Source organism: Streptomyces sp. NPDC090108 (assembly GCF_044747185.1).
GTDB lineage: Bacteria > Actinomycetota > Actinomycetes > Streptomycetales > Streptomycetaceae > Streptomyces.
This window is the reverse complement of the sequence record NZ_JBIVDQ010000001.1, coordinates 1,023,708-1,038,729: the sequence shown is the minus strand read 5'-3', so window position 1 is coordinate 1,038,729 and position 15,022 is coordinate 1,023,708. Positions and strand designations below refer to the sequence as shown.

Here is a 15,022-nt window from a genome sequence, read left to right as displayed (position 1 = left end):
CCCGCCCGTCGGCGCGGCGCTCCCCGGCGAGGCGAGCGCGGCGGTCGCCCGTCCGAGGTCGCGGTAGCCGCCCGCCCTGAGGTCGCGGTGGCGGCCCGCCCTGAGGGCGCGGTGGCCGACGCGTGGGACCGAGCTGGGGCGAATCCGTCCGTTCGGGGCCGTTCAGGGCGCATCATGGAGGGACCTTGGGGGCTCAGGGAGGTGCTCCGACGTGTCGTATGCGTGGCAGCCCTGGCAGGGCGAGGACGAGAAACCGGACGGCGGCGTCGGCGGTCCGGAGAGCCGGCCGCCGCAGGCCGGCGAGGGCGCGCCCGAGACGTGGCCGTGGCCGGACGGCGAAGATCCCGGTTCCCGGCGGCCGACCCGGCCGCCGCGGGCGCAGGAGGGCCCGGCGCCGGTCCCCGGACCGCAGGAGCCCGGCGGCCGGCCGTACGAGGCGTACGAGGGCCCCGCCGGACCCCCTTCCCCGCAGTACCCCCCGCCGTACCTGTCCCCGGGCGGACACACCTCCCCGCCCTCGGCCGGGCACCCCGCCCCGCCGTACCCGCCTCAGGGCGGGTCCGCGTACGCGCCTCAGGCCGGGCACCCCGAGCCGCCGCACCTGTCCCCGGGCAGGTCCGTGTACGCGCCTCAGGCCGGGCATCCCGCTGTGCCGCAGATGCCCCCGGCGGGGTATCCCGCGCCGCCTTCCCACGTCCCCGGCGGGTATCCGCCGCCCTATCAGGCACCCTTCGGGCACCCCTCTCCGCCCGGATTCCCGCCCGGGCGGCCGTCCGTCCTCGGCCCCGTGCCTCCGCAGGCCCCTGGCGTGCCCTCCTGGGCCCCTGTGCCGACCTGGCAGGGCCCCCAGGCCCCTGCCTTCATGCTGGCCTCGGACGCCGAGCGTGAGCGCGCCGTGGACGTGCTCAGGGCCGGGTTCGGGGAGGGCCGGCTGGCGAAGGAGGAGTTCGAACGGCGGGTGGAGCGGACGTACGCGGCCCGTACGGTCGGTGAGCTGTCGCTGCTGGTCGCGGACCTGCCCCAGGGGCCCGCACCGGCTCCGGTGACCGGTCCCGCCGTACCGCCGGCGTTCCTGCCCCTGCCGCCGCCGCGGATGAACGGCAAGGCCGTCGGGTCCGCCGTCTGCGGGCTGCTGTGCCTGCTGACCGCGGGCGTCACCGGCATCCCGGCGGTCGTGCTCGGGCACTCCGCGCGCGCCGAGATCCGGCGCACCGGTGAGGCGGGCGCCGGCCTGGCGGTGACCGGACTCGTGCTGGGCTGGCTGTCCACCGTCGGCTGGGCGCTGGTCCTGGTCCTGTCGCTCGCGCTGGGCGTCGCCGGCGCGTAGACCGCCGGGCGTCCCGGAGGCGCCGGCCGCCGTCGCGCGACCGTCACCTCACGGGCACGGAATGTGAAGGTGAAGATCATTCGGCGCCCGTGGACTTGACATGCCCCACCCGATGATGCGGGCGCGGTGCATTTGTTTTGACCGAAGTCCGTGAGGTAGGTACGCTCAGACCTTGTGCCTGGGGTGTGCCCTGGCTCTCGTGCGTGCCTTCAACCGCATGTCGAGCCTCACCGGCCACCGTGATCTGCGCCCATCTCGCCTTGCGCGAGGTTCTGCGCGATACGACACACCCGACCGCGTGGGTCGGAGAGTTTCAGGTTAGCTGTACCTATTCGGCACACAGAAACCGGAGAAGTAGTGCCTACGATCCAGCAGCTGGTCCGGAAGGGCCGGCAGGACAAGGTCGAGAAGAACAAGACGCCCGCACTTGAGGGTTCCCCTCAGCGCCGCGGCGTCTGCACGCGCGTGTTCACGACCACCCCGAAGAAGCCGAACTCGGCCCTGCGTAAGGTCGCGCGTGTGCGTCTGACCAGCGGCATCGAGGTCACGGCCTACATTCCGGGTGAGGGACACAACCTGCAGGAGCACTCCATCGTGCTCGTGCGTGGTGGCCGTGTGAAGGACCTGCCGGGTGTTCGTTACAAGATCATCCGCGGTTCCCTCGACACCCAGGGTGTCAAGAACCGCAAGCAGGCCCGCAGCCGCTACGGCGCCAAGAAGGAGAAGTAAGAATGCCTCGTAAGGGCCCCGCCCCGAAGCGCCCGGTCATCATCGACCCGGTCTACGGTTCTCCTCTGGTGACCTCCCTCATCAACAAGGTGCTGCTGAACGGCAAGCGCTCCACCGCCGAGCGCATCGTCTACGGCGCCATGGAGGGTCTGCGTGAGAAGACGGGCAACGACCCGGTCATCACGCTGAAGCGCGCGCTGGAGAACATCAAGCCGACCCTCGAGGTCAAGTCCCGCCGTGTCGGTGGTGCGACGTACCAGGTTCCGATCGAGGTCAAGCCCGGTCGTGCCAACACGCTCGCGCTGCGCTGGCTCGTCGGTTACTCCCGCGCCCGTCGCGAGAAGACGATGACCGAGCGTCTGCTCAACGAGCTCCTCGACGCCTCCAACGGCCTGGGTGCCGCTGTGAAGAAGCGTGAGGACACGCACAAGATGGCCGAGTCCAACAAGGCCTTCGCGCACTACCGCTGGTAGTCGCAGTCCACATCGAGACCGAGAGAAGACTGAAGCCTTATGGCTACCACTTCGCTTGACCTGGCCACGGTGCGCAACATCGGCATCATGGCCCACATCGACGCGGGCAAGACGACCACCACTGAGCGGATCCTGTTCTACACCGGCGTTTCGTACAAGATCGGTGAGGTCCACGACGGCGCCGCCACCATGGACTGGATGGAGCAGGAGCAGGAGCGTGGCATCACGATCACCTCTGCTGCCACCACCTGTCACTGGCCGCTGAACGACGTCGACTACACGATCAACATCATCGACACGCCGGGCCACGTCGACTTCACCGTCGAGGTGGAGCGTTCGCTCCGCGTGCTCGACGGTGCCGTGACGGTGTTCGACGGCGTCGCCGGTGTCGAGCCGCAGTCCGAGACGGTGTGGCGTCAGGCCGACCGTTACGGCGTGCCGCGCATCTGCTTCGTGAACAAGCTGGACCGTACCGGCGCCGAGTTCCACCGCTGCGTGGACATGATCAAGGACCGGCTCGGTGCCGTTCCGATCGTCATGCAGCTGCCGATCGGTGCCGAGATGGACTTCCAGGGCGTTGTGGACCTCGTCCGCATGAAGGCGCTCGTGTGGTCCGCCGAGGCGGCCAAGGGCGAGATGTACGACGTCGTCGACATCCCGGCCACGCACATCGAGGCTGCCGAGGAGTACCGCGGCAAGCTGGTCGAGACCGTCGCGGAGAACGACGACGAGATCATGGAGATGTTCCTGGAGGGCACCGAGCCCACCGAGGAGCAGCTCTACGCCGCGATCCGTCGTATCACCATCGCGTCCGGCAAGTCCGACGGCGTCACGGTCACCCCGGTGTTCTGTGGCACCGCGTTCAAGAACAAGGGCGTCCAGCCCCTGCTCGACGCGGTCGTGCGCTACCTGCCGACCCCCCTCGACGTCGAGGCCATCGAGGGCCACGACGTCAAGGACGCCGAGGTCGTCGTCAAGCGCAAGCCGTCCGACGACGAGCCGCTGTCGGCGCTCGCGTTCAAGATCATGAGCGACCCGCACCTGGGCAAGCTCACCTTCGTCCGGGTTTACTCGGGCCGCCTGGAGTCCGGCTCTTCGGTGCTGAACTCCGTCAAGGGCAAGAAGGAGCGCATCGGCAAGATCTACCGCATGCACGCCAACAAGCGTGAGGAGATCGAGTCGGTGGGCGCCGGCGACATCGTCGCCGTCATGGGCCTGAAGCAGACCACCACCGGTGAGACGCTGTGTGACGACAAGAACCCGGTCATCCTGGAGTCCATGGACTTCCCGGCGCCGGTGATCCAGGTCGCCATCGAGCCCAAGTCCAAGGGTGACCAGGAGAAGCTGGGTGTTGCCATCCAGCGTCTCGCGGAGGAGGACCCCTCCTTCCAGGTCCACTCGGACGAGGAGACCGGCCAGACCATCATCGGTGGCATGGGCGAGCTGCACCTCGAGGTGCTGGTCGACCGTATGCGCCGTGAGTTCAAGGTCGAGGCCAACGTCGGCAAGCCGCAGGTCGCGTACCGCGAGACGATCCGCAAGGCCGTCGAGCGTCTCGACTACACGCACAAGAAGCAGACCGGTGGTACCGGTCAGTTCGCCAAGGTGCAGATCGCGATCGAGCCGATCGAGAGTGGCGACACCTCGTACGAGTTCGTGAACAAGGTCACCGGTGGCCGCATCCCGAAGGAGTACATCCCTTCGGTCGACGCGGGTGCGCAGGAGGCCATGCAGTTCGGCATCCTGGCCGGCTACGAGATGACTGGCGTCCGCGTCATCCTTCTCGACGGTGGCTACCACGAGGTCGACTCCTCCGAGCTCGCCTTCAAGATCGCCGGTTCGCAGGCCTTCAAGGAGGCCGCGCGCAAGGCCAGCCCCGTGCTGCTCGAGCCGATGATGGCCGTCGAGGTCACCACGCCCGAGGACTACATGGGTGAGGTCATCGGCGACATCAACTCCCGCCGTGGCCAGATCCAGGCCATGGAGGAGCGGGCCGGTGCCCGCGTCGTGAAGGGCCTCGTGCCCCTCTCGGAGATGTTCGGCTACGTCGGAGACCTCCGCAGCAAGACGTCGGGTCGCGCAAGCTACTCGATGCAGTTCGACTCCTACGCCGAGGTTCCGCGGAACGTCGCCGAGGAGATCATCGCGAAGGCCAAGGGCGAGTAACGCACCGCGTTTAACGCACCGCGTAACCACGCTTTAGGCTTGACTCCGGAGCCTCAAGGGGCATTCGGCCGCATCACGGACGAATGCCCCGGGTTCCGGGCTATCCAGCAAAGATCACCTGGCGCCGATGAAGCAAGGCGTACAGAACCACTCCACAGGAGGACCCAGTGGCGAAGGCGAAGTTCGAGCGGACTAAGCCGCACGTCAACATCGGCACCATCGGTCACATCGACCACGGTAAGACGACCCTCACGGCCGCCATTACCAAGGTGCTGCACGACGCGTACCCGGACCTGAACGAGGCCACCGCGTTCGACAACATCGACAAGGCGCCCGAAGAGCGTCAGCGCGGTATCACCATCTCCATCGCGCACGTCGAGTACCAGACCGATGCGCGTCACTACGCCCACGTCGACTGCCCGGGTCACGCGGACTACATCAAGAACATGATCACCGGTGCCGCGCAGATGGACGGCGCGATCCTCGTGGTCGCCGCCACCGACGGCCCGATGCCGCAGACCAAGGAGCACGTGCTCCTGGCCCGCCAGGTCGGCGTTCCGTACATCGTCGTCGCCCTGAACAAGGCCGACATGGTGGACGACGAGGAGATCCTGGAGCTCGTCGAGCTCGAGGTCCGTGAGCTCCTCTCCGAGTACGAGTTCCCGGGCGACGACGTTCCGGTCGTCAAGGTCTCCGCTCTGAAGGCGCTCGAGGGCGACCCGGAGTGGACCCAGACCGTCCTCGAGCTGATGAAGGCCGTCGACGAGGCCATCCCGCAGCCCGAGCGTGAGGTCGACAAGCCGTTCCTCATGCCGATCGAGGACGTCTTCACGATCACCGGTCGCGGTACGGTCGTCACCGGCCGTATCGAGCGTGGTGTCCTGAAGGTCAACGAGACCGTCGACATCATCGGCATCAAGAACGAGAAGACCACCACCACGGTCACCGGCATCGAGATGTTCCGCAAGCTGCTCGACGAGGGCCAGGCCGGTGAGAACGTCGGTCTGCTGCTCCGCGGCATCAAGCGCGAGGACGTCGAGCGCGGCCAGGTCATCATCAAGCCCGGTTCGGTCACCCCGCACACCGAGTTCGAGGCCCAGGCCTACATCCTGTCCAAGGACGAGGGTGGCCGCCACACGCCGTTCTTCAACAACTACCGTCCGCAGTTCTACTTCCGTACGACTGACGTGACCGGTGTTGTGACCCTCCCCGAGGGCACCGAGATGGTCATGCCGGGTGACAACACCGAGATGTCGGTGCAGCTCATCCAGCCCATCGCCATGGAAGAGGGCCTGAAGTTCGCCATCCGTGAGGGTGGTCGCACGGTGGGCGCCGGCCAGGTCACCAAGATCACCAAGTAAGTTCCGCTTGCTTGAAGGTCACTGACTGACCACGAGAGGCCCGTACGACTTCGGTCGTACGGGCCTCTTCGCGTTCCCCGGAGGCCCTCCCGGAGGCTTCACCCCTCGCGTCAACCCACGGCTCGCGAATCCCGCCGTGACACACCGTGACGAAGATCGACGCCCGCCGGTTGAGAGGGCGAGGGCGTACGGCTGCTGCGACACGGCGAGGGGTGCACGGTGGGCGATCTGGGTGGCGGTTCGGGTCCTGCGGGGCTCGCGGGACCGGCCGGGCAGGGGATCCTGGCGTCCACCCCGGCGCGGAAGCGGGCGGCCGCGGCGGCCGTGCAGGAGCACATCGCGCCGCACACCCGCAGGGCGGGTGACTGGGCCGACGACGAGACCGGCGCCGCCGTGCGGGCCTTCGGCGCCCGGGACGGCGACGGCTGGCTGACCGCCGCGGCCTTACGCGGGGCCCACGAGGCGTGGGGCGCCCAGGTGAAGAACCTGATGGACCGGCTGGCCGCCGAGCGGGACGCGCTGCGCGACACGAACGTGGTGCTGACCGGCACGGACGCGGGAGTCGGTTCGGCGCTGCGGCAGCTGTCCGCGCTGGACCGGTACTGACGGGGGGCCGCGGACATGCCCACCTATCACGAGGTCGTGAGCTGCGACCTCTCCGCGCTCACTGCCGCGGCCGACCGCTGGGACGGCATGGCGGGGGAGTTCGAGAAGCAGGAGAGCGCCTACCGCCGGCACGTGTACGGCGTCTCCGCGGGCGCCGGCTGGTCGGGCATGAGCGCCGAGGCCGCGCACGGGCGCTTCGGCGTCACCCTCGGACAGTTCCAGGACGCGCAGACCGAGGCCCGTGCGATCGCCTCCCTGCTGCGGGACGCGCACGCGCAGTTCACGGAGCTGCGGGGGCGGCTGCGGACCGCGCGGGAGGAGGCGGAGGCGGCCGGGATGCGGGTCTCCGACCGGGGGATCGTCGCTGTGGACCCCGGACGGGCGGCCGCGGCGAGCGGCGGGCACGGGGTCTACGGCGGCGGGCGTGCGGAGGGCGGTGGGCACGGGGCTCACGGCGGCGGGCATGCGGAGGGCGGCGGGCACGGGGTCTACGGCGGCGGGCGTGCGGAGGGCGCTGGCCACGGGGCCTTCGGCGGCGGGCGCACGGAGACGGGTGCGGGGGCGTTCCTGGCGCACGCGGAGTCGGCCGTACGGGGCTGGCAGGACCGTATCGACGCGGCGGTGCGTGCCGTCACGGACGCGGACACGGGGGTCCGGGTGGCGCTGACCGCGGCCGTGGTCGACTCCGGCCCGTCGGCCGGGGGCCGGGGCTTCAACGGCCGGGCGCTGGGGGACGTCGAGAAGTACGAGGCGCTCTCGGCCGAGGGCCCGCTGGAGCGGCTGAGCCGCGGGGACCGGCTGTCACCGCGCGAACTCGCCGAACTGGACCGCCTCTTCCGCGACAACTCCGGTGACACGGCGTTCGCCCGGACCGTGCTGGACGATCTCGGGGCGCGGGGCACGATCCTGCTGACGAACGAGCTGAACGACCGGATCCACGGGGGATCGGGGCGCCCCGGGGCGTACGCGGCGGTCGAGTCGGGCCTCGCGGACTCGCTGGCCGCGGCGACCCGGAACACGGACTCCTCCTGGTACCGGCACTGGCGTACCGCGATGCGGCACGCGGGCGTCCGGCGCTGGGCCACGGACGTCCAGGGGCAGCGCCTGGACAAGGCGGTCGGCTACCAGTCCCTGGTCACGCTCATGCGGCAGGGCCACGGGTACGCACCGCGGATGCTGGCGGACCTCACGGACGACATGGTCGCGGCGGAGAAGCGGGAGCCGGGGATCTGGCGGCTGAAGGAGCGGTACAGCGGCTCGCACGGCGGCTGGTTCGCCAACGATCCGGTGGACGGCGCCCTCGGCCTCATGAGCCGGGACCCCGCCGCGGCGGCGCACTATCTGTCCTCGGACGCGCACATGAGGTACCTGACGGCGGAGCGGGACTGGAAGGTCACGCTGTACGGGCACGAAGGGGCCAAGGCGGGGACGTACGAGGCGGGCCTCGACGCGGACGACCGCGCGGGCTTCGGGGCCGCGCTCAAGGCGGCGACGACGGGCATCGACCCCTCGTCGGGCCACGCGCACCACGTGGCGCACACCAAGGAGAACGAGGCGGTCCTCCGGTCCGCGCTCTCCCACCTCGCCGGGCGCGGTGACGGCTTCCCCGCGTCGCTGCGGCGCCCGATGGCGGACATCCTCGTCAACCACGGCAGCACGGTGCACGCCTCGGCCGGCGAGATCGACATCTCCCGCTCGCCGCTGGACCAGCACCAGCTCTTCGAGGTCACCAAACAGGTCTCCAAGGACCCCGGCGCGTACGGCACCCTCAACGGCGGCCTGAACCAGGCGCTGGTCTCCGGCATCCACGCGGACCGCTCGGCGTCGACGGAATCCCTGGTCCGCGCGGGCCGCACGGTCGGCTTCCTGGAAGAGGCCCGCATCCAGGCCCAGGGCGACCCCAAGACAGCCGAATTCAAAGAGAAACCACTCTTCGACAAGGCCATCAGCTATCTGCCGGTCGCCGGCGACGAGGTGCAGCAAGGGTTTGATTACGTCACGGACAAGTGGCTGGAGGACGAGCAGAAGAGGCTGGACGGCAAGCGAGTGGATGAAAACTTCCACTACTACTCCCGGAGGAACGGCCAATTGATGGCGCTCGCTTCGCAGTGGAGGGTGGTGCATCCGCATGGCGTTTCGCCATACTTTGATCCGCGAGACGAGATCAGTGAATCCGCGATGGGCGGAATTGAGCACGCGAGAGGTGTTTCCGGAGTGCAGCCCAAATGACCAGAAGCCTTCGCATCGTCCTTCTCTGCGTTGCCGTACTGCAGTGCGTTCTCGTGTCGGCGTGTGCCGCACAGCGCGAGGTCCCGAAGGCGATCTGCGGCACTCCCGTTGACCCTCGGTTGACCGAGTCTCTTATCGCGGACGCTAGCGATCTTTACGAGCTCAACAGAGTTGAGCGCGCCGAAGCTGTGACCGCACCATGCCTTCTATTGGCCGGCGATAATGCGATCCTCGGACTTCGATTCTCTTGGAACGATGTGCCGCCGGACCTTATGCATCTTGCGACCGGCACTGGTTCCGTATCGAGCGTGAGCAGCCCCCGTGCCTTGGACTGGGTCTATCGGAGCATTTCCGGCACCGACGGAGCGATCTCGCAGGCACCCTGTAAGACCAAGGGTGGAAACTACTTCACCCTCACCCTTCAGTTGCCCCGGATCGAGTTGGGGGATCGGAGTCATCGGAAGGACATCGAGGCGTTCATGCGGGCGTATTTTCCGGCGACTCTCAGGACCCTCGGGTGTGAGAGGCCGGGAGCCGCGGGGGAGGACGGGCTCTCCCGCGGCCCCGAGCGGGGTCAGCGGTAGCTGATCACCCGCAGGCGGCTGACACCTGTCGCGTCCAGGGAGGCCGGCTCGCCCGTAGCCCCGTCGACGAGTACGACACCCGCTTCCAGCCGTACCACGTTCACCAGCCAGCCCACGGCCTCCCGGCCACGGCCGTCCGTGCGGTGGACCCAGACCACGGCACGAGCGCCCACCGGCAGCGCCGACAGCGCGCCCAGGGTCGTCTGCCAGTCCGTGTGCTCGGAGACGGACAGCACCTGGCCGAGCTGGGCGAGCGTCGGTCCGTACCACGAGGCCTCGCCCGGGGGAGGCGGGGCGGGAAGGTCCGCCGTGCCGGGGTTCTCTCCCGCGTCCCAGCGGGCCAGCCAGGCCCAGGGATCGGAGTTCGGCAGGCCGAAGGGAGCGGCGGAGTCCTTCGGGACGACGACCGTCGCGTCCAGCATCGCGTCCTGCCAATGCCCCCCGTCGAGGAAGCGCCGGGTGTTGCAGGAGAACACCCAGCCACGCCGTGTCTCGTCCTGGCCGGTCGGCCGGTCCAGGACGACCTGGCCGCCGTAGGAGTCGTCGAGCCAGCGCTGGGCCTTCTCGGCTGCCGAGGCGAAATCGGGAGCGGCGCGCCGCCACGACGGGAGCGTGCCGGCGGACGCTCCGGGCAGGGCGCGCAGGAGGACGAGCCCCTTCAGCTGCGGCCCGGTGTCGAGCCGGGCGAGCGACGACGTCAGGCCGTCCAGGAGGACCACCTGGCCGTTGTGGTTGTTCGCGTACAGCAGGTTGCCGCTCGCCTCGTGGCCGCCGATCTCGCGCCGTACCCAGATCACACCGCGGGTGCCGGGACCGGGCTCCTCGACCGCCTTGATCACGTCGTCCCAGTCGCTCACCTCGACACGCTCGAACGCCGGGAAGTAGCGGCGGCCGAGCCGCGTCCACCAGCCGGGGGCCTCGTCGGAGGGGCGCCAGGGCAGTGCCACGGACGGGGCGCCCTCGACGGCCGAGTGCACGGCGACGAGGCAGCCCCGCGCGTTGATCCGGCGGCCCTGGCCCTCGGCGCGGGCGGCGGTGTCCTGGGGTGTGGCCGGCTCCAGGTCCGCGAGGGGAGCGCTGGGCGCGGGGTGGTAGGGCGAGCCGCCGTCCTTCGGCACCACGACCGACGCCGCGAGCATGGGCGTGCGGGGGTACCCGGGCTGGGGCAGGGTCTGGCACGCCAGCAGCCATGCCGCTGCTGTCTCGTGCACGGGGTCAGGTGAGGCGAGCTCCACCAGCCCGCCGTAGGTCAGCCGCAGCCAGTCGGAGGCCCGCAGACCGGGATCGGACATCTCAGTGCCCTTTCTTCGGCGGCCAGTTGCCGGACGCGCGCAGGTCCATGTACTCCGCGACCGGCAGATGGGTCGGCGGGAAGTGGACGGCCGTTCCGTCCTGGGGTGCGACGACGACCGAGCTGAAGGGTGCCATCGCGAAGTCACCGGTCTCGATGTGTTCCTTGAAATCGAAACGTACGGTCCAGCCGTAGGGGAACTCGATCGCCGTGTCCGCGAGCATGACCACGGAGTCGGCGCGGTCGGGGTAGGCGACGTTCTTCAGGTACGCGGCGGCCGAGGCCACCGCTTCGTCCTTGGTCAGCACTGTCAACTCCACTAGCGGTAAGGGATGTAGCCGATGCCCGAGACGCCGTGTTCCAGTCTTCCGAGCGTCCCGGACTGGCCGTCGAGGAACACCACGCCGTGTTCCGTGTTCACGGCGTTGAAGACATGGGCGCTGCCGTCGGGCCGGGAGATGTACACCACGCTCTCCGACCCCTGACCTCGCATTTCCAGGTCACGGATGACGTCATCGTAGGTGTGCGCCTTGATGTAGTTGCCCTTCGGCACGTTCTTCAGGCCCAGGGCCTCCGGGGAGGGGTGGTCGGGGAACTCCCTGGGTGCGGCGCTGACCTCCTCGCCCCTGAGCCGGCGTGCCACGGCGACGACGTTGTGGCTGCAGTTCTGCGTGTAACCGGGCATCCCGGTGTTGTTCACGTCCTTGATCCACGGGACCTGGTCGTCGATGAAGGCGGCGGCCTCGTCGGGGGTGACCGACTCGTAGTGGATGGCCCGTCGGGAGGCCGCCGTCGACGGCCGCGCCAGGTTGCTCCACTTGCTCGCCCCCGGCACCTCGGCCGCGTGCTCCAGGCCTCCCTTGGCCATGTTCGCGGCCGTGAGCTCGACGCCCTCCTCGGCCGCCGTGCGCAGGCCGCCGGCGGCGAGACCCGCACCGTCGGTGCCGATCAGCTGCGGGATCAGCCGGCCCACGAACTCCGAGGGGTCCTTCTCGAAGCCGTCCACCACGGCCTTGACCATGCGCTCGGGGTGCGCCGCCGTCGAGACCAGACCGGACAGCGTCGTCGAGACGCCCTGCACGTACTCCGCGGGGTGCGTGATGTTGTACGGGTCCATCGGGTCGAGGCCGCGCACGAAGTTGACGAGCCCGGCCGCTCCCTTGACGACACCGCCGACCACGTGGGTGAGCTCGGTGGAGGCGGCCACGTTGTAGTCGACGAAGTCGTTGCCGAGGCGGTCCAGGGGCGGCGGCTCGGCAGGCGCGTGTGCCAGGGCCTCCTTGACCTTGGCGTTCGCGGTGGCGGCCGCGGTGTTGCGCTGCTTGCGCGCCTCGCCGAGCTTCTCCCGTGCCGCGGCGATGTCGCTCTTGCCGGGGTCGTGGAACGCTTCGGGTTCCGGTCCCGGGTCCTCGTCGGCCTTGATCTTGGCGTTGTAGGCGTCGATGCGCTTGTTGTAGGCGGTGACGGCCGCCTCGGACGTGTGCTTGCCCTTCTCGTACAGCGCGATGGCGTCCTTGGCCTGCCCCTGCGCCCACTTGACGGTCTCCGCATAGGACTGCAGGGCGCCCGAGGCGGTCTGGCAGGCGTCGGCCGCGTGCAGCCACCGCGCCGGGTGCATGCCGAGCTTGTCGCGGAAGGCGTCGCCGCCCTCGCCCTTCCAGCCGGAGGAGTCGACCCGCTTCAGGCCTGAGCTGACCTTCTCGAACGCGGTGGAGAAGTCCGTCAGGTGCTTGGCGGTCTCCACGATCTGGCCGTGGTCGCCGTGGACCAGGTCCTTCGGGTCGTCGCTCTCGCCCAGCTGCTGTTCCCCGGGGGTGGCACCGAGGTCGGAGGCGATCTCGTCGCCCCAGTCGTCCACCTTGTCGGCCGCGTCGTGCAGGCCGACCTTGTCCAGGCCGTCGCCGATCTGGTGGGCTCCCCAGTCGATGCCCTCACCGGCGGCCTTCTTGCCGTCGTCGAGGAGCTTCTCGCCCTTGCCGAGAGCCCAGTTCGTGCCGTCCTCGAGACCGTGCCCGATGCTGCCGAGGATGCCCATCAGCCCTCACCCCCGCCCTGCTGCGTACGGGCCCGTTCCTCGGGGGACGGACCGAAGGTGTCGTCGAGGAACTTGTCGTACTGGCCGTCCGAGACGCCGACGGCCTCGTGCAGGTTCTCCGGGTTGAGCCCCATGGGGCCGAGGGTGTGGGAGGTCATGACGTCCCGGCCGGCGTCCTTCCAGCCCTGCGCGCTGGCGTCGAAGGCCTGGTCGAAGGACTGCTTGCTGTAGTCCGCGTGCAGGGACTGGCCGGCGATCTCCCCCCAACCCTGCTGGGTGACCTGGTCCTCCGTGGCGTGCGGATTGCCGATCAGGGAGTTCAGCCCGATCTTGAGGGAGTCCCCGACGTAGTGGTCCGTCTCGTAGTACGTGCCCGCCGACATGTGGGTCTTGACGGCCAGCGCGTTGCCCTCGTTGACGAGGGAACGAACCCCCCACTCCCAGCGCTCGCAGAAGGTGTGGAAGGTGCCGGTCAGGGTCTCGTCGCCCAGTTCGAGGCCCGACAGCTCCAGGTCGCCGAATCCCCGGCCCGCGCTCGCCATGCCGACCATGCCGAGTTCCTTCAGCTCCGCCAGCGCCAGCGTCAGCCCCTGGGCTATCTCGCCGAGCCCCTCGGTCCTGAGGTCCACGCCGCTCGCAGGTACCCCCGCGCTGCCCTCGATCACCGTTGCCCCTCCGTCCGGGCCGCCATGGCCACGTCACCCATGTATCCCTGATTCACCGCGAACGCGTCGGGAACGATCCCGGCGACCGGGGGGAGCAGCAGGGCGTGCTCCGCGCCGTCGGCCGCGTCCAGCGCGACTCCGCAGGGGACCTTGGCCTCCGGGACCGCCACGTCGAGGAGTCGCGCGCCGAGCACCGTCTGGTACGTCCACTCCTCCTCGCCCGCGTCCCGGGCCAGCGCGTAGCGCGCGAGCGCCCGCTCGTCGGAGAAGGCCAGGATCCAGCGGACCCCGCCGAAGTCGCTGGTCAGCCAGCCGTCGTCCACCACGGGGACCAGTACGGCCGTGTCCCGGAAGTCCGCCAGCGCCTCGGTGAACCACCGCCGCCGGGCCTCGGCCGCCGCCCTGCTGTCCGTCCCGGCCTCCGGCTCCGCTCCGGCATCCGCGTGCGCCGGTGCGGCGGCGGGCTGTGCGGCCGGACTCATGAGCGGTGCCGACGGTGCCGGTGCCGGCGGAGCGTCGTCGTCGCGTGCGGGTCCGGCCATGTCCGCGTATTCGGCGAGCCGCGAGCGCCGTACCGGCGCCGTCCCGCCACCCCCTGGGTCAGTCATGGGCCAAACGGTGCCACAACGCCGACGGCGCTTTCCGGCGCGCGGACCCCAAGCGGATGATGATCACACGACCTTCACCGCTTACGGTCGCGCTCACGCGCAGCGCAGGAGCAGCCAGGTCGGCAGGTGGCGGTCCGTGTCGTCGGACAGGATCCAGCCGAACGCGTCGTGGGCGATGGTGAAGGCCTGGCGCGCGCCCAGCAGCCGGTAGTGGCAGTCCTCGACGTCGAGGTGGTCGAGGTGGTGGACGCCGCCCGAGCAGGGGAGTGGCGGGGCGGCGCCAGGGCGCGGGGGGACGCAGTTCAGGCGGTGGCCGGTCAGCAACTGCCGGAGTTCACGCTCCTGTTGCCGCGGGTCGGAGACGCCCTCCAGCCGCAGCCGATCCCGGTCGATCCAGATCCGGCTCCGCCGGCGCGGCTTCCGGGGTCCGCGGCCCGACCGCTGGACCTCCACGTCGAGCAGGGCGAGGAGGGTCAGGGGGAGAGGGGCCAGGACCCACAGCAACGGGCCCCACACCCACTGCAGGCAGTAGCGCGTCCAGATCCGCAGCGGCGACTTCGGCGGCCGGGCGGCCCAGCCGGGCGCGGGGTCGGGGGCGGGCCGGGTGCCTGGTGGGTCTGTGTGGTCACGGGGACGGTCTCCGTCGGTCTTGTGGACTCGCCGGCGGGCGGTGAGCCGGACCGTCACCACGGATAACCGCGAGCCGGTCACCCTCGGTCACGGGGGGCTTGCGCAAACGCGCTTTTCCGGGGCTTCACCGGGTCCGCCTGTCCGGCCGCGGGCCCGCCGTGTTTGACCTGCGTCACTCTCGGGGTAATCTCTTCGGCTCGATTGGCCAGGAGGCTGCCCCATATGGCAGACTGTCCGAGTTGCTCGGCCGAGTGTTGATGCTGCGCGCCTCCCGCCGGGAGGACCGGAAGCGAGTCCCACAGTACTCGTCGTCCTAAC

General features: G+C 69.8%; 13 protein-coding genes. 7 read left to right on the top strand and 6 right to left on the bottom strand.

The window, feature by feature from the left end:
* The first annotated feature begins 862 nt into the window (after positions 1-862).
* The 7 genes from ACIPRD_RS04590 (at position 863) to ACIPRD_RS04560 (ending at position 8,891) form a co-directional block, all read left to right on the top strand.
* Positions 863-1,327 carry a DUF1707 and DUF4190 domain-containing protein gene (locus ACIPRD_RS04590; protein WP_356401230.1) on the top strand — a complete coding sequence of 155 codons (465 nt, stop codon included), beginning with the start codon at positions 863-865 and terminating at the stop codon, positions 1,325-1,327.
* A 357-nt stretch (positions 1,328-1,684) separates the two neighbouring features.
* Positions 1,685-2,056 carry a 30S ribosomal protein S12 gene (gene rpsL / locus ACIPRD_RS04585; protein ID WP_003948652.1) on the top strand — a complete coding sequence of 124 codons (372 nt, stop codon included), beginning with the start codon at positions 1,685-1,687 and terminating at the stop codon, positions 2,054-2,056.
* A gap of 2 nt (positions 2,057-2,058) precedes the next feature.
* Positions 2,059-2,529, top strand: coding sequence for a 30S ribosomal protein S7 (rpsG, locus tag ACIPRD_RS04580; protein ID WP_003974303.1), 471 nt, complete (start codon positions 2,059-2,061; stop codon positions 2,527-2,529).
* A gap of 39 nt (positions 2,530-2,568) precedes the next feature.
* Entirely contained in the window at positions 2,569-4,695 is a 2,127-nt protein-coding gene (gene fusA / locus ACIPRD_RS04575) for an elongation factor G (RefSeq protein WP_401559783.1), read from the top strand.
* A 167-nt stretch (positions 4,696-4,862) separates the two neighbouring features.
* The gene (gene tuf, locus ACIPRD_RS04570) at positions 4,863-6,056 is read left to right on the top strand and encodes an elongation factor Tu (protein ID WP_356400923.1); all 1,194 of its coding nucleotides are present in this window, start codon (positions 4,863-4,865) and stop codon (positions 6,054-6,056) included.
* Positions 6,057-6,275: 219 nt separating this feature from the next.
* The gene (locus ACIPRD_RS04565) at positions 6,276-6,662 is read left to right on the top strand and encodes a hypothetical protein (RefSeq protein ID WP_401559780.1); all 387 of its coding nucleotides are present in this window, start codon (positions 6,276-6,278) and stop codon (positions 6,660-6,662) included.
* A gap of 15 nt (positions 6,663-6,677) precedes the next feature.
* Positions 6,678-8,891, top strand: a complete 2,214-nt coding sequence (locus ACIPRD_RS04560; protein ID WP_401559777.1) for a WXG100 family type VII secretion target — start codon at positions 6,678-6,680, stop codon at positions 8,889-8,891.
* 574 nt (positions 8,892-9,465) lie between these two features.
* On the opposite strand, the gene ACIPRD_RS04555 is transcribed toward ACIPRD_RS04560, so the two are convergent.
* From ACIPRD_RS04555 to ACIPRD_RS04530, 6 genes are all read right to left on the bottom strand, one after another.
* A complete protein-coding gene (locus ACIPRD_RS04555) occupies positions 9,466-10,767 on the bottom strand; it encodes a YrhB domain-containing protein (protein ID WP_401559775.1) in 1,302 nt (433 codons plus the stop codon).
* 1 nt (position 10,768) lies between these two features.
* Entirely contained in the window at positions 10,769-11,086 is a 318-nt protein-coding gene (locus ACIPRD_RS04550) for a YrhB domain-containing protein (protein WP_401559773.1), read from the bottom strand.
* Complete coding sequence (locus ACIPRD_RS04545; RefSeq protein ID WP_401559771.1) at positions 11,086-12,801, bottom strand: putative T7SS-secreted protein; 1,716 nt, start codon at positions 12,799-12,801, stop codon at positions 11,086-11,088. Before ACIPRD_RS04545 ends, ACIPRD_RS04550 begins: the two co-directional genes overlap by 1 nt.
* On the bottom strand, positions 12,801-13,466 hold the full coding sequence (locus ACIPRD_RS04540) for a hypothetical protein (protein ID WP_356400909.1): 666 nt from the start codon (positions 13,464-13,466) through the stop codon (positions 12,801-12,803). The genes ACIPRD_RS04545 and ACIPRD_RS04540 overlap by 1 nt, the downstream gene beginning before the upstream one ends.
* Positions 13,463-14,074, bottom strand: coding sequence for a hypothetical protein (locus ACIPRD_RS04535; RefSeq protein WP_401559768.1), 612 nt, complete (start codon positions 14,072-14,074; stop codon positions 13,463-13,465). Before ACIPRD_RS04535 ends, ACIPRD_RS04540 begins: the two co-directional genes overlap by 4 nt.
* Before the next feature lie 93 nt (positions 14,075-14,167).
* The gene (locus tag ACIPRD_RS04530; protein ID WP_401559765.1) at positions 14,168-14,761 is read right to left on the bottom strand and encodes a hypothetical protein; all 594 of its coding nucleotides are present in this window, start codon (positions 14,759-14,761) and stop codon (positions 14,168-14,170) included.
* Positions 14,762-15,022: the final 261 nt, after the last annotated feature.